18 protein-coding genes and 2 pseudogenes are annotated in these 22,264 nt (G+C 39.1%); 5 read left to right on the plus strand and 15 right to left on the minus strand.

All coding sequences use genetic code 11. The annotated features are described in order from the left end of the window. The first annotated feature begins 6 nt into the window (after positions 1–6). Entirely contained in the window at positions 7–522 is a 516-nt protein-coding gene (locus N8L90_RS00630) for a transcription repressor NadR (protein ID WP_153192389.1), read from the plus strand. On the opposite strand, the pseudogene N8L90_RS00635 reads toward N8L90_RS00630, so the two are convergent. From N8L90_RS00635 to N8L90_RS00665, 7 genes and pseudogenes are all read right to left on the minus strand, one after another. Further along, positions 519–659 (minus strand): annotated as a pseudogene (locus tag N8L90_RS00635) (8-oxo-dGTP diphosphatase); the annotation flags it as partial. The gene N8L90_RS00630 and the pseudogene N8L90_RS00635 sit on opposite strands and share 4 nt — an antisense overlap. Before the next feature lie 73 nt (positions 660–732). Beyond that, positions 733–1,698 carry a substrate-binding domain-containing protein gene (locus N8L90_RS00640; protein WP_261023805.1) on the minus strand — a complete coding sequence of 322 codons (966 nt, stop codon included), beginning with the start codon at positions 1,696–1,698 and terminating at the stop codon, positions 733–735. A 103-nt stretch (positions 1,699–1,801) separates the two neighbouring features. Continuing rightward, entirely contained in the window at positions 1,802–2,746 is a 945-nt protein-coding gene (locus N8L90_RS00645; RefSeq protein ID WP_004248623.1) for an ABC transporter permease subunit, read from the minus strand. 1 nt (position 2,747) lies between these two features. Next, entirely contained in the window at positions 2,748–4,226 is a 1,479-nt protein-coding gene (locus N8L90_RS00650) for a sugar ABC transporter ATP-binding protein (RefSeq protein WP_112443746.1), read from the minus strand. Between the two features lie 13 nt (positions 4,227–4,239). Beyond that, entirely contained in the window at positions 4,240–4,638 is a 399-nt protein-coding gene (rbsD, locus tag N8L90_RS00655; RefSeq protein ID WP_000759835.1) for a D-ribose pyranase, read from the minus strand. After that, the gene (gene rbsK / locus N8L90_RS00660) at positions 4,613–5,524 is read right to left on the minus strand and encodes a ribokinase (protein ID WP_153192391.1); all 912 of its coding nucleotides are present in this window, start codon (positions 5,522–5,524) and stop codon (positions 4,613–4,615) included. Before rbsK ends, rbsD begins: the two co-directional genes overlap by 26 nt. Then, positions 5,521–6,498: a LacI family DNA-binding transcriptional regulator gene (locus N8L90_RS00665; RefSeq protein WP_000207598.1), complete on the minus strand. Its 978-nt coding sequence runs from the start codon at positions 6,496–6,498 to the stop codon at positions 5,521–5,523. The genes rbsK and N8L90_RS00665 overlap by 4 nt, the downstream gene beginning before the upstream one ends. 134 nt (positions 6,499–6,632) lie before the next feature. Between N8L90_RS00665 and N8L90_RS00670 the strand changes: the two are divergent. After that, positions 6,633–6,710: pseudogene (locus N8L90_RS00670) on the plus strand (DNA-binding transcriptional regulator); the annotation flags it as partial. On the opposite strand, the gene N8L90_RS00675 reads toward N8L90_RS00670, so the two are convergent. The 3 genes from N8L90_RS00675 to N8L90_RS00685 form a co-directional block, all read right to left on the minus strand. Further along, positions 6,707–7,174, minus strand: coding sequence for an 8-oxo-dGTP diphosphatase (locus tag N8L90_RS00675; protein WP_153192393.1), 468 nt, complete (start codon positions 7,172–7,174; stop codon positions 6,707–6,709). The pseudogene N8L90_RS00670 and the gene N8L90_RS00675 sit on opposite strands and share 4 nt — an antisense overlap. A 22-nt stretch (positions 7,175–7,196) precedes the next feature. Then, complete coding sequence (gene uvrB / locus N8L90_RS00680) at positions 7,197–9,185, minus strand: excinuclease ABC subunit UvrB (protein ID WP_070482671.1); 1,989 nt, start codon at positions 9,183–9,185, stop codon at positions 7,197–7,199. Between the two features lie 76 nt (positions 9,186–9,261). Next, positions 9,262–10,215: a CPBP family intramembrane glutamic endopeptidase gene (locus N8L90_RS00685; protein ID WP_261023806.1), complete on the minus strand. Its 954-nt coding sequence runs from the start codon at positions 10,213–10,215 to the stop codon at positions 9,262–9,264. Between the two features lie 175 nt (positions 10,216–10,390). Between N8L90_RS00685 and N8L90_RS00690 the strand changes: the two genes are divergently transcribed. The 3 genes from N8L90_RS00690 to zwf all read left to right on the plus strand — a co-directional run bounded on the left by N8L90_RS00690 (position 10,391) and on the right by zwf (position 14,934). Next, positions 10,391–12,556, plus strand: a complete 2,166-nt coding sequence (locus N8L90_RS00690) for an ABC transporter substrate-binding protein/permease (protein WP_261023807.1) — start codon at positions 10,391–10,393, stop codon at positions 12,554–12,556. Then, positions 12,556–13,296: an amino acid ABC transporter ATP-binding protein gene (locus N8L90_RS00695; protein WP_050315938.1), complete on the plus strand. Its 741-nt coding sequence runs from the start codon at positions 12,556–12,558 to the stop codon at positions 13,294–13,296. Before N8L90_RS00690 ends, N8L90_RS00695 begins: the two co-directional genes overlap by 1 nt. A 150-nt stretch (positions 13,297–13,446) precedes the next feature. Further along, positions 13,447–14,934 (plus strand): glucose-6-phosphate dehydrogenase, encoded by a 1,488-nt coding sequence (zwf, locus tag N8L90_RS00700; protein WP_261023808.1) that lies wholly within the window; start codon positions 13,447–13,449, stop codon positions 14,932–14,934. Positions 14,935–14,979: 45 nt separating this feature from the next. Here zwf and ftsY read toward each other — a convergent pair whose 3' ends face one another. Genes ftsY through rnc form a run of 5 tightly spaced genes read right to left on the minus strand, consistent with a single transcriptional unit; the run spans position 14,980 to position 22,110 of the window. Then, positions 14,980–16,269, minus strand: a complete 1,290-nt coding sequence (gene ftsY, locus N8L90_RS00705) for a signal recognition particle-docking protein FtsY (RefSeq protein WP_261023809.1) — start codon at positions 16,267–16,269, stop codon at positions 14,980–14,982. 3 nt (positions 16,270–16,272) lie between these two features. Then, a complete protein-coding gene (locus tag N8L90_RS00710) occupies positions 16,273–17,091 on the minus strand; it encodes a Cof-type HAD-IIB family hydrolase (RefSeq protein ID WP_261023810.1) in 819 nt (272 codons plus the stop codon). Beyond that, positions 17,091–17,885 (minus strand): Cof-type HAD-IIB family hydrolase, encoded by a 795-nt coding sequence (locus tag N8L90_RS00715; RefSeq protein WP_261023811.1) that lies wholly within the window; start codon positions 17,883–17,885, stop codon positions 17,091–17,093. The genes N8L90_RS00710 and N8L90_RS00715 overlap by 1 nt, the downstream gene beginning before the upstream one ends. Further along, positions 17,882–21,421, minus strand: a complete 3,540-nt coding sequence (gene smc, locus N8L90_RS00720; protein ID WP_261023812.1) for a chromosome segregation protein SMC — start codon at positions 21,419–21,421, stop codon at positions 17,882–17,884. The genes N8L90_RS00715 and smc overlap by 4 nt, the downstream gene beginning before the upstream one ends. Beyond that, positions 21,412–22,110: a ribonuclease III gene (gene rnc / locus N8L90_RS00725; RefSeq protein WP_000661487.1), complete on the minus strand. Its 699-nt coding sequence runs from the start codon at positions 22,108–22,110 to the stop codon at positions 21,412–21,414. Before rnc ends, smc begins: the two co-directional genes overlap by 10 nt. Positions 22,111–22,264 lie beyond the last annotated feature (154 nt).

Genomic DNA, 22,264 nt, shown 5'->3' on the forward strand with positions numbered 1-22,264 from the left:
AAAGCTATGACAAAAGATCGCAAACATGCTCTGCTCCAACTCTTGAAAGAAGCTCCTAAAGCCCTCAATGGCCAAAGTTTGGCGGAACATTTTCATGTCACACGTCAGGTCATTGTACAGGACATTGCAATTTTAAGAGCCGATGGCGCTCCTATCCTATCCACCAATCGTGGCTACATCTATAAGCAAATTGAAACCAATCCTTATGTTCACAAACTTTTCAAAGTGAAACATGAAGTTGAAGAAATCGGTCAAGAACTCCTTGCTATCGTAGATAATGGTGGACGTGTTCAAAATACCTTGATTGACCATCCCGTTTATGGAGAAATTGAAACCTTGCTAAAACTGTCTTGTCGCAGAGATGTGCAACATTTTCTAGAACAAGTCGAACATTCAGATTTTAGACCTCTGTCTGAATTGACAGATGGCATCCATTACCACCTAGTCGAAGCCGAAACACAACAAGACCTCCACTATATCGAGGAGGCCTTGGATCAGCTAGGTTATTTAGTAAAGGATTAGAAAATTTTCTTTTCCCAATCGTCTTCTGTACGGCGAGGGTAGAAAAATTCAGATTTGTCAGGAGCTTCCATCATCTCCATCAAAGGTAGCATATCATAGGCCAGATCCAAGTTTGGAATCTGGTCTTTTTGAATCCAATAGCTCAAATAGTAACAATGATATTTAAAAACTACATTGAATGAAAATTAACAACTACTTACTAAAAATATATCACCAGTTATGTTGATCAACATTATCCTTAGTCACAAGATAAATTGGAGAAACTGTTTCTTTTTCCAGCTTTTTCCCTTGATAATGATCGATTGCTGATTGAATAGCAATTTCACCCATCTTAGCTGGTTGCTGAGCAATAGTGGCAGTAATATCACCTTTTGCAATAGCATCATGTGCATCTGGTTGACCATCAATACCAACAATTAAAACATTGCTAAGACCAGCTGCTTTTACTGCTTGTGCAGCTCCTAACGCCATCTCATCATTCTGTGCAAAGATTGCTTGTACTTCTTTGTTTCCTTGAATCATATTTTGCGCTGTATTCAAAGCTTTTGCGCGATCAAAATTAGCGGATTGACTGGAAAGAACATCTAAATTTGTCTTTGAAATTTGTTCAAATCCTTTACCTCTATCTACAGTTGCAGAAGCGCCAGGGACTCCTGATAATTCAAAAGTTTTTGCTTTTTCTCCCAATTGCTTGGTAATAAATTCTGCAGCCATTTTACCTGCTTCTACGTTATCAGAAGCAACAGTTGTCAAGACTTCACCGCCATTACTACCGCGGTCAATTAAGATTACTGGAATATTTGCATTATTAGCAGCTTTAATAGATGTTACAATTGCATCAGAATCAACTGGATTAATTAGTAAAGCATCTACATTTTGACTAATAAAATTTTGAATATCATCTGCTTGTCTAGCAGCATCATCTTGTGCATCTGCTATCTTCAAAGTTACTTCTTTTTCTCTTGCGGCTTTTTCAAGACCATCTTTCATAGCTACAAAATAGGGATTGTTAGTAGTCGAAATAGAAACTCCTAATTTTAATTCTTTTGCCGACTTTTGAGTCGTAGATTTATTATCATTTGATGAATTTCCTAAACCAGTTTTTCCACAAGCTACTAAAGCAAAAATAAATGTTACAAACAAAGCAAAAATGCTAATTTTTTTAATATTTTTCATGTTATTACTCCTCGTAATATATATCTATAGGGATAGTTTCAATCCCGATTATTGTACGTCATCTAATAAATTGTTACTATTTCCAAAAAAATTGAAAATTATTCTACTGTTTTACAACTTTAAAACGATCAATCAGAACAGCAATTAAGATTACAACTCCTTTTACTACTTGTTGCCAAAATGCTGAAACACCAATAATATTAAGTCCATTATTCAAAACTCCAATAATTAAAGCACCTATTAGAGTCCCAAGTATACGACCTTTACCTCCAGATAAAGAGGTTCCTCCAAGAACAACAGCTGCAATAGCATCCATTTCATAACTAGCACCTGCTGTTGGTTGAGCAGAACTTAAGCGTGATGTTATAATTAATCCAGAAATTGAAGCCATAATACCTGATATTGAATAAATGATAATTTTCACTTTATTTAATTTCACACCTGATATATATGCTGCTTTTTCATTCCCCCCTATAGCATATACAGATTTACCAAATGCTGTTTTATGAAGTAAAACATATAAAACAATAAATACAATAAACATAATAATTACAGGAAATGGAATTCCGACTATATAACCTTGCCCCAAAAATTGAAATAAGAATGTATCACTTAATCCTTTTGTGATAGGATTCCCATTTGTATAAACAAGTGTTGCTCCCCTAAAAATAGTCATAGTCGCTAAAGTGACGATAAATGGAGCTAATTTCCCGTAGGAAATCAATAACCCATTCATCATACCTAGAATGCAACCCAAAATTAAAGAGATGAGAATTGCTAACGTAACAGGCATTCCAGATCCTAATAGGCCAGCGGTTAGCGCACTGGACAAGGCTAAAATTGATCCAACTGATAAATCAATTCCACCTGTTAGAATAACAAAGGTCATTCCAAAAGCGATCAGTGCATTTGATGTTACTTGCAATAGTAAATTTAACAGATTATTTGCTGTTAAAAAATTTGAATTGATAATAGTGATGACAGCCATTAAAATTATCAATGCTATTACTGTTGTCAATTCTGACATATACTTCATAGTATTTTTCACACTATTGTCCTCCTGTAGCTAGTTGCATAACTTTTTCTTGTGTAGCTTCTTGACGTGTTAATTCTCCACTAATTCTTCCTTCATGCATGACCATAATACGATCACTGACTCCGATCACTTCTGGTAAATCTGAAGATACCATAATAATCGGCACACCTCGTTCAGCCAATTCATTCATTAATTGGTAAATTTCACGCTTAGCACCAACATCTACCCCACGAGTTGGCTCATCTAGAATCAGTACTTTTGGAGCAATACCTATCCATTTTGCTAAAACTACTTTCTGTTGATTACCACCAGAAAGTGTTCCAACTTCCTTATCTGGATAACCTGATTTAATTCGTAGCCTATCTATTAAACGTTGTACAAATATATCACTTGTTTTATTATCGAAAATGCCATTTTTAACAAAATCACGAGTACTAGGTAAAGTCATATTATCTTTAATAGAAAAATCTAAAATCAATCCCTCATCTTTACGATCTTCTGTTAAGAAACCAATTCCATGCTTAATTGCTTCAAAAGGATTTTTAATTATCAGTTGTTCTTCGTTTATTATAATTTGACCAGATTTTAAAGAATCAATTCCAAAAATTGCTCGCATTATTTCAGTACGACCAGCACCCATCAAACCAGAAAAACCAAGAATTTCCCCTTGACGTACATAGAAAGAAATATCCGTAAAAGCATCACCAGAAAGATTCTTAGCTTGAAAAACAATATTCCCAATCTCAGCCTTTTTTTCTGGATAATAATCTTCTAATTCACGACCTACCATCTTCTGAACTAATTCATCCGCATTAGTTAAGTTCGTTTTCTTGGTATCAATTACAAACCCATCCCTCATAACAGTTATAAGATCTGTAATCTTAAAGATTTCTTCCATCCGATGTGAAATATACACAATACCTACACCATCAGATTTTAATCCTTCTATCACTTTAAAAAGTGTTTCAGTTTCACGATCAGTTAAAGCTGCTGTGGGTTCATCCATAATTAACAAGGAAACTTCTGATAATAGACATTTTGCTATTTCTATCATTTGTTGTTGTCCGACTGATAATTGACCAATGATTGCATCGAGAGGAATAGATATATTAAGACGTTTAAATGCTTCTTTAGCTTTCCTTTCCATACTAGCTTTATCTAGAAACCCAATCGAATTTTTAATTTCTCTTCCTAAAAAAAGATTATCAAGTACAGTCATATCTGGCCAAGTATTCATTTCTTGATGAATAAAACTCAGTCCAAACCGTTCTGCCTCTTGAGGATTAGAAAATGTTTTTTCTTTTCCATCAATAAAAATAGTTCCTGAAGTGGCTGGAAAAAGTCCAGTTAAAATATTCATTAAGGTTGATTTGCCTGCACCATTCTCTCCCATTAAAGCATGAACTTCTCCTGAATTAAGAACCAAATCAATACTTTCTAAAACACGATTATTCCCAAAAGATTTTGAAATGTTCTTCATTTCAATTTTCATAGGCAACCCCCTTCTAAATAATAACTCCTGATTGCAAGATTATATTCGAATATGGTGTATCTTCCCCAGTGCGAATAACTGCCTTAACTTTAGTATTCATAGCTTTCAATTCTTCATGACTAATATATTCAATAATTATATTCGATCCTAAAAGATCTAGAACTGCTTGCCACTGTTCTTTGTTTTTTTCCTTAATTTCTTCTGCTAAGAAAATTTTTTCAATAAGTACATGATCTGAATATTCTTTTAAAACTTCTAAAAAACTTGGACTGCCTTTTCTTAATGCTAAATCAATTTTATCAACACCTTTTGGAACTGGCAATCCTAAATCTCCGATACAAACCAAATCCATATGACCTAAATCATCAGCTAGTTTTGCTATATTACTATTTAAAATCCCATATTTCTTCATATCCTGAATGCTCCTTTATTTCTTTCAAACTCGGCATGCCTCCTTGCGCTCCAAACCTTTGAACAGAAAGATGTGAAGCAATCGTTGCAAAGGACAATGCAATATTCATCTCTTTTCCTTTTGAGATAGCATAAGCAAAAGCACCATTAAACGTATCTCCTGCTCCTGTAGTATCAACTACTTCTGCTTTTATAGCAGGAATCTTCTGAACTGCTGCCCCATCATAATAAATAGAACCTTCAACTCCTAATGTCACAATCATTTTATTAGGATAAATTTTAATAATTTCTTCTAATTTCTTATCTGGAAAAAGCTCTGAACATTCATGCTCATTAGGAGTAATAAAATCACAAAAAGGAATCATCTCTATATCCGTTTCTCTAGCTGGTGCAGGATTGTAAAGCACCTTAACTTTATTTTCTTGACAAAATTTAGCTATAGATAAGTTGGCTTCATGTGGTATTTCATTTTGTAATACAACAATACTTGCATCACTAATCAATTCCCACTCATTTTTCCAATCATTTGTTTTAACTAAATTATTCGCTCCGGGATAATAAATAATCCTATTATCACCTCCATATAAAGTAATTTGTGCAACTCCTGTAGATTGTGGTACCGTTCCCACATATGCTGTAGAAATATCATTATTTTGCAGATTACTTAATAAATCTGCTGAAAAAATATCTTCTCCTACGTTCCCAAATATGTAAATATTATCTTCAACACTGGATAATCTACCAATAGCTACAGCTTGATTTGCACCTTTTCCACCTGGAACTATATTAAATGAATCGCCAAAAATCGTTTCACCTCCTTCTGGAATCCTTTTTGTTCTCATAACTAAGTCCATTGAAATGCTTCCAACAACAACAATTTTACTCATTTCTTTCTCCTTAATGTATTTCTTTCTATGTACCTAACAGGGAGTTTAATTTTAGCTTCATCTATAGAGAACTTATTTGCCATATTATAGATTAGCTTTGCAGCCTGTTCTCCCATTTTATATGATGATTGGTGGATAGTTGATAAAGAAGGATAAATAAATTGACTAAGTACAATATCATCATAACCAATGATTTGAATATCATCTGGAATTTTTTTCCCAATTGCTAAAATTTCATGAATATAAGCTATCGCATGAATATCAGAAGGTGCTATAATACTATCAATATTTGGATTTCTTTTTAGATTCTCTTTAGCTTCTTTCTGAATTTTTTCAAAGTCAAACGTTTCACTTTCTTCAATACAAATTTCTAAATTTTTATTCCTCAAATAGTTTAAACTCGCTTCAAATCGTTCCACAATATTCTCAGCTTTATCATCTAAAACTTTGATGATCATAACCTGCTCAGCGCCAGCATTCCAAATTGCTTTAGCAGCCAAACGTCCACCCAACTGATTATCAGAAAAAACACCATAGCCTGTATCTTTACTAATCCGGTCAACCACAACAACAGGTAATGTTAGATTTGGAAATTCCTTTGTAAAGTCAAGTGTTGTTATAATACCAGCTGCATTTGTTTTTAACAAAAGGTTTATATATTCTTCTAACGAATCATGATCTGAAATAGTACCAACCATAATCCTATAACCTTTATCTTTCAAATATGATTCGGCTCCTCGAACCAATCTTGGGAAGAACGGATTAGAAATATCTGGCAATAAGAGTCCTACCATTTGATTTTTTTTAGTTTTTAAAGATTGTGCTAATACATTTGGTGTGTAATTTAATTTCTTGATAGCATTTTTTATCTTTTCTCTCGCATCATCTCCGACGTAGCCTTTTTTCGAAATATATCTTGAAACTGTTGACTTTGATACTCCAGCTTCTTCAGCAACCTGTTTTATTGTAGTCATCACTCCTCCTTTTTTATTGTGGAACCGTTCCCTTATTTATATAGTAAGCGTTTTCTTTTATTTTGTCAATACTTTTTTAGAAATATTTTAAATTTATTTCAGAGTACACATGTTTTTACTAATATCCTATTACTATTAGATACGAAACACAACAAGACCTCCACTATATTGAGGAGGCCTTGGATCAGCTAGGTTATTTAGTAAAAGACTAGAAGATTTTCTTCTCCCAATCATCTTCTGTACAGCGAGGGTAGAAAAACTCTGATTTGTCAGGAGCTTCCATCATCTCCATCAAGGGTAACATATCATAGGCCAGATCCAAGTTTGGAATCTGGTCTTTTTGCACCCAAGAAACTTCTCCTTCATCTGAAGAGCGAAGGCTACCAGAGAACTCAGTCGCCTTATAACAAATGACAATATAGCGCCCACCTGTATCTAGTGGCCAATTTTTAATGCCGACAAGTTGAGGATTTTGGATAGTCAATCCTGTTTCTTCGTAGATTTCACGAATGACAGACTCCGCAAAAGCCTCACCATTTTCAACATGACCTCCAGGAAAGGCATAACCAGACCAGCGATTTGTTTCAGGAGAGCGATACTGCATAACCACGCGCTGAGTTTCGGGGTCTTCAATCAGACAAATGTTTGTTAAAATTGTTAATTGGGAACGGGACATATTTTCTCCTTTAGATACTATTCTAATCCAACGCCTTGACTTCCAGCATCATATCACGTATCTGAGCTGCTAGTTCAAAGTCAAGCACTTCGACGGCTTCTTGCATTTGTTTTTCGAGTTTTTTGACGAGTTCTTTGCGTTCTTGTTTGTTGAGGCTATTGATATCGACTTCCTTATCCTCTTCTTTAACAACTGCCTTGGTCACGGCAATCAGGTCACGAATTTCTTTCTTGATGGTTTGTGGAACGATACCATGTTCTTCATTATAGGCCATCTGGATTTTCCGACGGCGAGCAGTTTCATCGATAGCACGTTGCATAGACTGGGTTACAGTGTCAGCATACATGATGACATGCCCTTCACTGTTACGAGCAGCACGACCAATGGTCTGGATGAGTCCACGCTCGTTACGAAGGAAACCTTCCTTGTCAGCATCGAGAATAGCTACTAGGCTCACTTCCGGAACGTCAATTCCTTCACGGAGCAGGTTGATTCCGACCAAGACATCAAAGACACCCAAGCGCAGGTCACGGATAATCTCTGTCCGCTCTAAAGTCTTGATATCTGAGTGCATGTACTTGACCTTGATGCCCATTTCCTTGAAGTAGTCGGTCAAGTCCTCTGCCATTTTCTTGGTCAAGGTTGTGATAAAGGTTCGCTCGTTCTTCTCAACACGGGCATTTATTTCACCTAAGAGGTCATCAATCTGTCCCATAGTCGGACGGACTTCCACCTCAGGATCCAAAAGCCCTGTCGGACGAATGATTTGCTCAATCACTGTCTCAGTCTGTTCATTTTCATAGTCACCAGGTGTCGCTGAAACGTAAACAATCTGATGCACATGGCTTTCAAATTCTTCACGACGGAGAGGACGATTGTCCAAGGCAGACGGCAAGCGGAAACCGTAATTTACTAACATTTCTTTACGCGAACGGTCTCCATTGTACATACCCTTGATCTGCCCCATGGTCATGTGGCTCTCGTCAATCATGATCAAGAAATCATCTGGGAAGAAATCTAAGAGCGTATAAGGAGGCTCACCTTCGCTACGCCCATCCATGTGGCGTGAATAGTTCTCAACCCCATTGGTATAGCCCATCTCACGCAGCATTTCGATATCATACTCTGTCCGTTGTTTCAAGCGCTGGGCTTCAAGCAATTTGCCTTCTTTCTCAAAGATAGCTAACTGCTCTTCCAATTCGGTCTGAATTTTATCAATGGCCACTTCCATGTGGTCGTCATTGGTCACAAAGTGAGTAGCTGGAAAAATCGCCAAATGATCCACTTCTCCCAAGACCTGACCTGTCAAAGCTTCAACTTCACGAATACGGTCAATTTCGTCTCCAAAAAATTCTACTCGAAAGGCATGCTCATCACGAGAGGCTGGGAAAATCTCCACTACATCCCCACGAACGCGAAATCTTCCGCGTTGGAAATCAATATCATTTCGTTCAAACTGGATATCAACCAAGTCATTCAAGAGTTTATCACGAGAAATTTCAAGACCTGGACGGAGACTAACGACGCTATCAGCGTATTCCTTGGGCGAACCCAAACCATAGATACAAGAGACTGAAGCCACGACAATAACATCGTTACGCTCCAAAAGGGCTGAAGTCGCTGAGTGTCGGAGCTTGTCAATCTCGTCATTGACAGAGCTGTCCTTTTCAATATAGGTATCACTAGAAGGGACATAGGCCTCAGGTTGGTAATAATCATAGTAAGATACGAAGTACTCAACTGCATTTTCAGGGAAAAATTCCTTAAACTCCCCATAGAGCTGTCCTGCTAGAGTTTTATTGTGGGCAATAACCAGAGTTGGTTTATTGACTTTGGAAATGACCTGACTCATGGTATAGGTCTTCCCTGTTCCGGTCGCCCCCATCAGAATCTGAGCTTTTTCTCCACCCTCGATATTATCAACCAACTGCTCGATAGCTTGTGGTTGATCTCCTGATGGTTGATATTTTGATACTAGTTTAAATTGATTATCTGTAATACGATTGATCATAAGAATCCTCTCTCCATGTGCTATTCCTATTTTAGCATACTTGTAGCATTTTCACGAAGAAAAGGACGGACCGAAGTCACATCCTTTCATTTTCTTTCTTTAATTTATAGCCAAGATAAACAATCAGCAGTAGCAAGACTAAACTTGTCATGATAGAACCTTCAATTCCAAAAGATCCTCCTGATAGCCAACTCTGATCGCCTTGTGGTAAAAAGGTCATCAATGACGTTCCTGATGGTTGACCACTAACTAAAATCCCAAAGAGATTGCCCTGAGCAAAATTCCAAGCCCCATGAATACCTGCTACACCCCAAACTGTATCTGTTTTGAGGAGGTAAAGTGACATGGCAACTCCGAATAAGAAGAGATTCACTAGAGATAGTGGTGTTAGACCAGAATTTCCCACATGAAGCAGGGTAAAGAACAGGCTCGATATAAGAACAGCTAGTTTTAGATTGGTTCTTGAGGCCAATTGAGGAAGGAGCCAAGCACGGGCCACCACTTCTTCTGTTGTCCCCTGTAAAATCCAAAATGGGATAGTAAAGACGACAAAGGCAAGCGAATAAGGATTCAAATGAATAGACTCAAAACGATATTGCCCCAAGGCTACTAAACCTAACAAAGTAAGAAGAAAAAGTGCCAAACCTAGACCAAATCCTTTAAGGAGATTGCTGAGGAAATTCTCTCTATAAAATCCCAAGGTTCGAATAGGTCTTTTCTCAACTTTTCTAGTCCATCTGAACACAGTGTTGAGAATAAAACCAAAGGCCAGCAATTCTAAAATTAAACGAAAATCACCTGTTTTATCCGTCAAGCTCTGATGCAAGGTCTGCAAGTAGCTTGCAAGATTTTGACCAGCCTCTCCAAAATTTCTAGCAAGTCCGATGAGAGCTAACAAACTAATACCATACAGAGTATAAGCCACAAACTCTCCTATGAAGACAAAAGCAAAGGCTAACAAGGGGCTTGTGTAAATGTTTAAACACATTTTTGAAGCTTGGAAGTCTTTAAATATTCTTTTGTTCTTCATATCCCTGTCCTCTTTTCTTCTATATATACTATTATTATAGCACTTTATAGTAGCAATTCAAGAAAGAAAGAAAAGGAAAAGGCAATGTTATATTTTCTGACACAGAAATATAAAAATTTGCCTTTTTTTACTTTTTCTGATATAATGGGAAAATATTCGGAAAAGGAGACTAAAAATGAAGAAAAAATTTCTAGCATTTTTGCTAATTTTATTCCCAATTTTCTCATTAGGTATTGCGAAAGCAGAGACGATTAAGATTGTTTCTGATACCGCCTATGCACCTTTTGAGTTTAAAGATTCAGATCAAACTTATAAAGGAATTGATGTTGACATTATTAATAAAGTCGCAGAGATTAAAGGATGGAATATTCAGATGTCCTATCCTGGATTTGACGCAGCGGTCAATGCGGTTCAAGCTGGTCAAGCTGACGCTATTATGGCAGGGATGACAAAGACGAAAGAACGTGAAAAAGTCTTCACCATGTCTGATACTTACTATGATACAAAAGTTGTCATCGCAACTACAAAGGCACACAAGATTAGTAAATATGACCAATTAACTGGCAAAACTGTTGGTGTTAAAAACGGAACAGCCGCTCAACGTTTTCTTGAAACAATCAAAGATAAATACGGCTTTACTATTAAAACATTTGACACTAGTGATTTGATGAACAACAGCTTGAGTGCTGGTGCCATCGATGCCATGATGGATGACAAACCTGTTATCGAATATGCCATTAACCAAGGTCAAGACCTCCATATTGAAATGGACGGTGAAGCTGTAGGAAGTTTTGCTTTCGGTGTTAAAAAAGGAAGCAAATACGAGCACCTAGTTACTGAATTTAACCAAGCCTTGTCTGAAATGAAAAAAGATGGTAGTCTTGATAAAATCATCAAGAAATGGACTGCTTCATCATCTTCAGCAGTTCCAACTACAACTACTCTAGCAGGCTTAAAAGCTATTCCTGTTAAAGCTAAATACATCATTGCCAGCGATTCTTCTTTTGCACCTTTTGTTTTCCAAAACTCAAGCAACCAATTTACTGGTATTGATATGGAATTGATTAAGGCAATCGCTAAAGACCAAGGTTTTGAAATTGAAATCATCAACCCTGGTTTCGATGCCGCTATCAGTGCTGTTCAAGCTGGACAAGCTGATGGTATCATTGCTGGTATGTCTGTCACTGATGCTCGTAAGGCAACTTTTGACTTCTCAGAATCATACTACACAGCCAATACTATCCTTGGTGTCAAAGAATCAAGCAACATTGCTTCTTATGAAGATTTAAAAGGAAAGACAGTCGGTGTTAAAAACGGAACTGCTTCTCAAACCTTCCTAACAGAAAATCAAAGCAAATACGGCTACAAAATCAAAACCTTCGCTGATGGTTCTTCAATGTATGACAGTTTGAATACTGGTGCCATCGATGCCGTTATGGATGATGAGCCTGTTCTCAAATATTCTATCAGCCAAGGTCAAAAATTGAAAACTCCAATCGCTGGAACTCCAATCGGTGAAACAGCCTTTGCCGTTAAAAAAGGCACAAATCCTGAATTGATTGAAATGTTCAATAACGGACTTGCAAACCTTAAAGCAAACGGAGAATTCCAAAAGATTCTTGATAAATACCTAGCTAGCGAATCTTCATCTGCTTCAACAAGCACTGTTGATGAGACAACTATCTGGGGCTTGCTTCAAAATAACTACAAACAGCTCCTTAGCGGGCTTGGCATCACTCTTGCTCTAGCTCTTATCTCATTTGCTATTGCTATTGTTATCGGGATTATCTTCGGTATGTTCAGTGTCAGCCCCTACAAATCTCTTCGTGTGATCTCTGAGATTTTCGTTGACGTTATCCGTGGTATTCCATTGATGATTCTTGCAGCCTTCATCTTCTGGGGAATTCCAAACTTCATCGAGTCGATCACAGGTCAACAAAGTCCAATTAACGACTTTGTAGCTGGTACTATTGCCCTATCTCTCAATGCAGCCGCTTATATCGCTGAAATCGTTCGTGGTGGTATTCAGGCCGTTCCAGTTGGTCAAATGGAAGCCAGCCGAAGCTTGGGTATCTCTTATGGAAAAACCATGCGTAAGATTATCTTGCCACAAGCAACTAAATTGATGTTGCCAAACTTTGTCAACCAATTCGTTATCGCTCTTAAAGATACAACCATCGTATCTGCTATCGGTTTGGTTGAACTCTTCCAAACTGGTAAGATTATCATCGCCCGTAACTACCAAAGTTTCAAGATGTATGCAATCCTTGCTATCTTCTATCTTGTAATTATCACGCTTTTGACTAGACTAGCGAAACGCTTAGAAAAGAGGATTCGTTAATGGCAAAATTAAAAATTGATGTAAATGATTTACACAAAAGCTACGGAAAAAATGAAGTTTTAAAAGGAATTACGACCAAGTTCTATGAAGGAGATGTTGTTTGTATCATCGGTCCTTCAGGTTCTGGTAAGTCAACTTTCCTTCGTAGCCTAAATCTTTTAGAAGAAGTTACGAGCGGTCACATCACTGTGAACGGTTATGACTTAACTGAAAAAACAACCAATGTTGACCACGTCCGTGAAAATATCGGAATGGTTTTCCAACACTTCAACCTCTTCCCACACATGTCTGTATTGGACAACATCACTTTTGCTCCTATTGAGCACAAATTGATGACTAAGGAAGAAGCTGAGAAATTGGGAATGGAGTTGCTTGAAAAGGTTGGACTAGCAGATAAAGCTAATGCTAACCCAGATAGCCTATCCGGAGGTCAAAAACAACGTGTGGCTATCGCTCGTGGACTAGCAATGAATCCAGACATCATGCTCTTTGATGAACCAACTTCTGCCCTTGACCCTGAGATGGTCGGAGACGTACTAAACGTTATGAAGGAATTGGCTGAGCAAGGTATGACCATGATTATCGTAACCCATGAGATGGGATTTGCTCGTCAGGTTGCCAACCGTGTTATCTTTACTGCAGATGGTGAATTCCTTGAAGACGGAACACCTGATCAAATCTTTGATAACCCACAACACCCTCGTCTGAAAGAATTTTTAGATAAGGTCTTAAACGTTTAAACTCAAACTGTAAGGATTTCCTTGCAGTTTTTTTCTATCTCGTATTGGATTTTTTGATTTTTAGGAAAATTATGTTAGAATTAAGTTTATGAAATGAGGTTTCCTCATACCTAGCAAGACTAGGAATAAAAATAGAAATTAGGTAGCTAGATGTCATCTAAGGTTATTGTTACAATTTTCGGTGCGAGTGGAGACCTGGCCAAACGCAAGCTCTACCCTTCCCTTTTTAGACTATATAAATCCGGCAATCTTTCCAATCACTTTGCCGTTATTGGAACTGCTCGTCGTCCTTGGAGCAAGGAATATTTTGAATCTGTTGTAGTCGAATCGATCCTTGATTTGGCAGATAGTACCGAACAGGCTCAGGAGTTCGCTAGTCACTTCTACTATCAAAGTCATGATGTCAACGATACAGAGCACTACATTGCTTTGCGTCAATTGCAGGCTGAACTAAATGACAAGTACCAAGCTGAACACAACAAGCTCTTCTTCTTGTCTATGGCACCTCAGTTCTTTGGAACTATCGCAAAGCACCTCAAATCGGAAAACATTGTAGATGGTAAAGGCTTTGAGCGCTTAATCGTTGAAAAACCATTTGGTACAGATTACGCAACTGCAAGCAAATTGAATGACGAGCTCCTAGCAACATTTGACGAAGAACAAATTTTCCGTATCGACCATTATCTTGGTAAGGAAATGATCCAAAGTATCTTTGCAGTTCGCTTTGCAAACTTGATTTTTGAAAACGTTTGGAACAAGGACTTTATCGACAATGTTCAAATTACCTTTGCGGAGCGCTTGGGTGTAGAAGAACGTGGTGGCTACTATGACCAATCTGGTGCCCTCCGCGACATGGTACAAAACCATACACTACAGCTTCTTTCTCTCCTTGCTATGGACAAGCCAGCAAGCTTCACAAAAGATGAGATTCGTGCTGAAAAGATTAAGGTCTTTAAAAACCTCTATCATCCAACTGATGAAGAACTTAAAGAACACTTTATCCGTGGTCAATACCGTTCAGGTAAGATTGATGGCATGAAATATATCTCTTATCGTAGCGAGCCAAATGTGAATCCAGAATCAACAACTGAAACCTTTGCATCTGGTGCCTTCTTTGTTGATAGCGATCGCTTCCGTGGTGTTCCTTTCTTCTTCCGTACTGGTAAACGACTGACTGAAAAAGGAACTCATGTCAACATCGTCTTTAAACAAATGGATTCTATCTTTGGAGAACCACTTGCTCCAAACATTTTGACCATCTATATCCAACCAACAGAAGGCTTCTCTCTTAGCCTAAATGGGAAACAAGTAGGAGAAGAATTCAACTTAGCTCCTAACTCACTTGATTACCGTACAGATGCAACCGCAACTGGTGCTTCTCCAGAACCATACGAGAAATTGATTTATGATGTCCTAAATAATAACTCAACTAACTTTAGCCACTGGGATGAAGTTGGTGCGTCATGGAAATTGATTGACCGTATCGAAGAACTCTGGGCTGAAAATGGTGCCCCACTTCATGACTATAAAGCTGGAAGCATGGGACCTCAAGCTAGCTTTGATCTACTTGAAAAATTCGGTGCCAAATGGACTTGGCAACCAGATATTGCCTATCGTCAAGATGGTCGTTTAGAATAAAAAAAAATCCTGCAAGTTTGTTCCTTGCAGGATTTTTACTTCTAATTAGATTAAGCCTTCCAAGAGACCCTTCATAAAGTTTTCTGAGTTAAACTCTCCAATATCATCGATTTTTTCACCAAAACCAATCAATTTTACAGGAATATTGAGTTCTTCACGGATGGCTAGAACCACACCACCTCGAGCAGTTCCATCAATCTTAGTCAAGACAATTCCAGTTAATGGCGTTATTTTTGAAAATTCTTTGGCCTGTACTAGGGCATTTTGACCTGTTGATGCATCCAGAGCCAAGAAAGTTTCATGCGGAGCTTCTGGTACAACACGTTTGATGATACGACCAATCTTTTCCAACTCAGCCATGAGGTTATCCTTATTTTGCAGACGACCAGCGGTGTCAATCATAAGAATATCGATACCTTCAGCTACAGCACGTTCCATGCCATCAAAGACTACACTGGCTGGGTCAGCTTTTTCAGGTCCAGTCACAACTGGAACATCCACACGGCGTCCCCATTCTGCTAGCTGTGCAACTGCACCTGCACGGAAGGTATCTGCCGCAACCAGCATGACCTTCTTACCTGCTTGTTTGTAGCGGTGGGCTAGTTTCCCGATAGAAGTTGTTTTCCCAACACCATTAACACCAACAAAGAGCATGACTGTCAAGCCATCTTGGAAGTGGATACGTTCATCGTAATTGCCATCCTTTTCATAAAGCTCAACCAATTTCTCAATGATGACACGTCGAAGTGCATCGGGTTTCTTGGCGTTTTCAAGCTTGGCTTCGTAGCGTAACTCCTCTGTTAAGTTAGAAGCGACCTGTACACCAACATCACTCATAATCAGCAGTTCTTCCAGTTCCTCGAAAAATTCTTCATCGACAGAGCGGAAATTAGCAAAGAAGGCGTTCAAGCGAGCTCCGAAGCCTGTACGAGTTTTCTTAAGACTACGGTCATATTTTTCCTGAACAGTTTCTTCTGCTTGAGACGTTTCTGCTTCAAGATCTTCAATGCTATTTTCTTCTTCAGCTTCTATGAACTCAGGATTTTCTTCCTCTGAGACTTCTTCTGAGTTTGGTAATTCTTCTATTTCTTCTTGAGAAACTTCTACAACTGACCCTGAATCAATACTTTCTTCAACTGTGTCTTGATTTTCCTCTTCTTGGAGCAGATCTTCTTCAGAACTTTCAACCTCTGCATCTTCTTGAGGAACTTTCTCAGCTTCTGTTAAGGCAGGCTCAGCATCTTCAGACAAATCAAGATTTTCCAGAGCTTCTTTTACAACTTCTTCGATTTTAGGTTCTTCTTTTTTTCCGAATAGACGGTCAAATAATCCCATATCTTAGTTCTCCTTTAGCACATATTCTTCGATAGCCCAGGCGACAGCTTCCTCATCATTGGTCATTGGAGTTACCACATTTGCGACTGCCTTAACTTCAGGAACAGCGTTTTGCATGGCAACACCGAGCCCTGCCCATTCAATCATAGAAAGGTCATTGGCCTCGTCACCACAAGCCATAACTTGGCTTTGGTCGATTCCAAGATGGCTGATTAGTTTTGCCAAACCTGTTGCCTTATGAACATTCTTTGGTGACCACTCTAGCAACATTTCACGTGATTTAAAGATTTCATATTGGTCAAACAATTCTGGAGAAATCTTCTGAATGGCTGCATCCAAGGGTTCTTGAGCAAAGGCAGTCACGCATTTATTGTAGGTCATCTGACTAGACAAGTCTGCAAAGTCCACTGGAACAAAGGTCAATGCTGGATTAAATTTGGCATAAAGACTTTCTTGGTCCGATTGGATTTGATAAACAGTTCCTTCTGAAATGGCATCAAGAGGTAGTGATAATTTCTCTGTTTCCTCATACAAGCGTGCCACATCATCATATGAAAAGACTGTTTTATCAAGGATTTCTCCTGTATTTTTCTGAACCAAACCACCATTAAAAGTAATCGTATACTCATCTTCGTGGCCGTCAGTCCCTAGCTCATGGAGAAAGAAATCCATGGCTTTTAGAGGACGACCTGTTGTCAAAACCACCTTAATCCCACGATCACGCGCAACTTTCAAGGTTGCCTTGGTGCGATCCGTCAGCCTTTTATCAGTAGTCAGCAAGGTCCCATCCAAGTCCAATGCAATCAATTTTATATCTGCCATTATAAGCCCTCCATATAAGCTATAACCGACTGGTCCTTATGGTGACCAATCACTGTCTCTGCTAATGCTAAAATTTCAGGTCGTGCATTTTCAGGAGCTACAGGATGTCCCACAACCTGCATCATATGCAAGTCATTTAGATTGTCTCCAAAAGCCATGACCTGATCCATTGTGATGCCAAGTTTTTTAGCCAATTCAACAATGGCCACTCCCTTATCGACATAGTCCAGAACAATATCAATAGATTCAAAGCCAGTTGTCATGGCCTTAACACCAGGAACATGTTCATTAACCCAAGCTTCTCCAGCTTCTAGCGTTTCTTCTGTGAAGTTGGTCGTAAATTTGAAAATGTCATCTGTGATATCTTCCAAACTTGCTACTTTTTGGATATTTTCATTATAGTGCTGGCTCACTTTCAAATAGGTCTCATCAACCGTATCTAGAACATAAGCTCCCTTTTTGCCCGTCAAGAGCAATTTATTGATATCTACATAAGGTGACGTTTTCAGCTTTTCAAAAGTTGCTAGATAAAACTCACGAGACATAGTCGCTTCATACAAGTCTTGACCTCGATATTCGACCAAACTGCCATTTTCCGCAATGAAAATAATATCATCACGAACATCAGCAAATAATTTTTCTAGAGACAGAAATCCGCGCCCCGAAGCCACCGCAAAGTAAATCCCTTTTTCCTTATAGGAAACCAAGAGAGACTTGAGGCGGTTCATATCAAAGCGCCCATTCCCATCTAGAAAAGTTCCATCCATATCTGTTGCTACTAGTTTAATTGTCATCCTTCAATACTTTCTAAATCTTTTAACTTAACCGAAACAATTTTTGAGACACCTGACTCTTGCATGGTCACTCCATAGATGGAATCAGCCGCTGCCATGGTTCCCTTACGGTGGGTCACAACGATAAACTGGCTGTCCTTGTCAAAGCGGTTGAGGTAATCCCCAAAACGCTTAACATTAGCTTCATCCAGTGCAGCCTCTACCTCATCCAAGATAACAAATGGGATAGTCTTGACTCGAATGATAGAGAAGAGCAAAGCAAGAGCTGATAAGGCTTTTTCCCCACCACTCATGAGGTTAAGCGACTGGATTTTCTTACCTGGAGGTTGAACAGAAATCTCAACCCCAGCTGTCAGAAGGTCTCCTTCAGTCAAAATCAGGTCTGCTTGACCTCCACCAAACATCTGCTTGAAGGTCACTTTAAAGGACTCACGAATGGCTTCAAAGGTTGATTTAAAGCGTTCCTTGACCTCATCATTCATCTCTGTGATAGTCTCTAGGAGCAGATTTTTCGCTGACAAAATATCATCTCGCTGGCTATTTAGGAAATCCAGACGGTTGTGCACTTCTTCGTACTGTTCAATAGCTTCTATATTGACAGGACCCAGTGAGCGTATAGCCTTCTCTAAATCCTTAACTTCCTGCTCCGCCAGATTGAGATTTTCCAACTCATGCGCCTTTTCTAAAGCTTCAGTATAGCTAATCTGATACTGGTCTGTTAATTGACTTTGTAAATGGCGCAAGCGCTCGCTGACTTTTTCTTTCTTAGCTTCAGCACGTGTTTGCTTGCGAATCCATTCCTCATTCTGCTGGCGAGCCTGATCCAAATGACTAGCAATATCATCCAGTTGACCTTCAATATCATCCAACTCAAACTGCTTGCGAATCAAACCTTGTTGGAGATTTGTTTTCTGAGTTTTGGCTTCTTCGGCCTGCTGACTGAGCAAATCCGTATCAACTTTCTCAAGATTGTCAACCTTTTCTTGAAGAAGGCGCTGGATTTCTTCTTGCTCGATATTCAGATTATCCAATTCCTTGCCTAAACGTTCAATATCAGCAACTTCATAACGTTTTTGTCCTTGCAGTTCTGTCTTAAGCAGGCGAGCTTGCGCTACCTCTTCCTGCAAGTTTTGATAGCGTTCTTGGATGGCGTTTTTGTTAGACTTAATCTCTTCAATCTCAGCTTCCAGATTTTGCTTATCACTGGCGATTGTAGCAAGGCGCTCTTGGCATTTTTCCTTATCTGCTTGCCAATCTCCCTCAGTAAGACGATTTAATTCCTCTTCTTGAAGTTTCCAAAGAGTTTCCAGTTCGTCAACTTGCTGACTGGTCTGCTGATAAGCAAGAGACAAGCCTTGCTCCTGAATACGAGCCTGCTCTCCTTGAGATTTGATAGCTTCTAAACTTTCTGTCAATCTAGCCATCTCATCTTGCAAGGTCTTCAAAGTCGCCTCTTCTGAACGAAGACTTGCTTCTTCTTCAGCAATTTCTTTTTGTAATTGCTCCAGTTCTGGCTTGATAAAAATGCTGTTATTCTGGCGATTGGCACCACCTGCATAAGAACCACCTGTGCGCAACTCTGTTCCATCCAATGTCACCATACGAACCTGATAACGAACCTGGCGAGCTGCTGCACGCGCATGTTCTACGGTATCAAAGATAGCTGTCGTTGCTAGCAAGTTTTTGAAAATGGCTTCTAGTCTCTTATCAAACGACACCAACTCATCTGCCATGCCAAGGAAGCCTGGACTTGCTGCGATAGCATCTTGATTCTGACTAGAAATCGTACGAGCCTTGATAGTCGTCAAAGGAAGAAAGGTCGCACGACCAGCTCTGTTACGTTTTAGGAAATCAATCGCCTTGGTTGCCGCGTTTTCATTTTCTACGATGATATGCTGACTGCTGGCTCCAAGCGCAATCTCTAAGGCAGTTTGATAATGCACATCAAAGGTCAGGTGCTCACTGACTGCACCAATAATCCCACCAAGGCGGTCTTTTTCTTGGAGAACACTCTTAACACCTGCATAAAAGTTACTATGATTTCTCAGGATATTTTCCAAACTCTGAGCTCTCGCCTGCTTGTTTTTGAGATTATCCAGACGGTCAAATAGTTGACTTTGTTGAGCTTGATAGGAAGATTTCTGCTCCTCTTGCTCCTTGGCAATAGCTTGGTAGTCAGCCAATAATTTTTGAACCTGCTCCTTAGCAGTTTCAAGCTCGTCTTTTTGCTGACTAGCCTTCTCTTTGGCTGTAGCCAGCTGTTCTTTCAGCTTTTGTAGTTGATCTGCTTGTTTTTGAGAAAGCTGACGACTATTTTCCAACTCGTTTTCGATACGGGTCAGCTGGTTTGAGACATCCGCTTCTTCTTGTAAAAGCGCCACAAAGCGTTCACGCAAAAGCTCAATCATCTGATCAGGATCATCTGAAAAAGCTAGCAATTCAGCTTCTAAACGATTGAGTTTTTGATTATTTTGGACTAGATTTTCCTCTAAAAGTGCTAAAGAGCTTTCTTTTTCAGCCTTTTCCTGACTTAGAGCCTTTCTCTTATCCTCCAAAGCAGCCAAACGGGCTTGTGCTTCCTGTTGATTCAGGGCTACTTGCTCAGATTCTAATTTCGATAGGGCTAATTTTCTCTCTAAATCACTAATCAGACTGGTCAAATCCATCAAACTGCCTTGGTCTTTGGTCATTTCAGCCTGTAAATCTTGGCGTTGCTTTTTAAGAGTTTGGTTTTCTTCTTCTAATTTTTCACGCTTTTGGTAATAACTAGTCAATAGTTCCTGAACCTGTGCCAACTCTTCTTCTGTCAACTCTAGTTCAGCCTTATTTTCCTTGATTTGAGCAACCAGCACGTCTAAATAAATAGCCTTGCGTTGACCTTCCAAGTCTAAAAACTTACGGGCATTCTCAGCTTGCTTCTCAAGAGGCTTGATTTGATTGTCCAACTCGTAGATAATGTCCTCTAAGCGGTCTAGATTATCCTGAGTTTGTTGTAGTTTACTCTCAGTTTCTTTTCTGCGAGTCTTGTATTTCAAAACTCCAGCAGCTTCTTCAAAAATAGCTCTGCGTTCTTCAGGCTTGGAGTTGAAAATCTCCTCAACCTTCCCTTGGGAAATGATAGAGAAGGAATCTCGTCCCAAACCTGTATCCAAGAAAAGGTCATGAATATCACGCAGACGGACTTTCTTGCCGTCAATCTTGTATTCGCTATCTCCACTACGGTAGATATGACGTTCTACCCTGATTTCTTGACCAGCGTCCTTGATAAATCCGTCATGATTATCCAAAGTCACAACTACAGAAGCATAATTGAGCGGTTTGCGACTTTCTGTTCCAGCAAAGATGACATCCGGCATCTTGCCCCCACGGAGACTCTTAACACTTGACTCCCCCAAAGCCCAACGCAGACTTTCTGTAATATTCGACTTTCCAGAGCCATTGGGTCCAACAACTGCCGTCACCCCTTGGTCAAAGACGACCTTAGTCTTATCAGCAAAAGACTTGAATCCCTGAATTTCGATTTCCTTTAAATACATGAATCCAGCCCTTTCTCAACGGCATTTTTGGCAGCTTCCTGCTCTGCTAGTTTCTTAGAACGACCTTGACCTTGACCAATGCTCTTACCTTCGACAAGAACTTCTACATCAAAGACCTTATCGTGGGCAGGACCCGTTTCAGAAATCACCTGATAACGAATAGCCACATCGCCATTGACCTGAAGTAACTCTTGGAGATGGGTTTTGTAGTCTGTAATCATCTCAAATTCGCCTGCTTCAACCTTAGGAATCATGACTTGATAGATAAATTCCTTGACTTTGGCCACATCCTTGTCCAAAAGGAGGGCGCCAAGAAAGGCTTCAAAGGCATCACCAAGAATGGTGTCACGATTGCGACCACCAGATTTTTCTTCCCCCTTACCCAGCTTGATAAACTGATCAAACTGGCAATCACGCGCAAAACCAGCCAAACTCTCCTCACGGACAATCATGGCACGGAGTTTAGACAAGTCACCCTCAGGCTTTTTAGGATATTTTTTATACAGATATTCTGAAATCAATAACTGTAGAACAGCGTCTCCTAAAAATTCCAAGCGTTCATTGTGTGAAATTTTTAAGAGGCGGTGCTCATTGGCATAACTCGTATGAGTAAAGGCAGTCTCCAGTAAATTTTTGTCTGCAAATTCGATTGCAAAATGGTTCTTTAGTACAGTTTGTAATTCTTTCATACCAACCTCTTTCTAACTGATAACAGTCCTTTTTATTATATCAAAAAAAGCCCCCTGAGTCACTTTAAAATGGGACTAGAGAGGATTTGGGAATTCTTTAAAAAGAGATTTTCAGTTTTAAGGGCCAATTTAGGGCTGTTTAAAGAAAAAAGCC

This window comes from Streptococcus mitis (genome assembly GCF_946190115.1).
GTDB classification, from domain to species: Bacteria; Bacillota; Bacilli; order Lactobacillales; family Streptococcaceae; genus Streptococcus; species Streptococcus mitis_CO.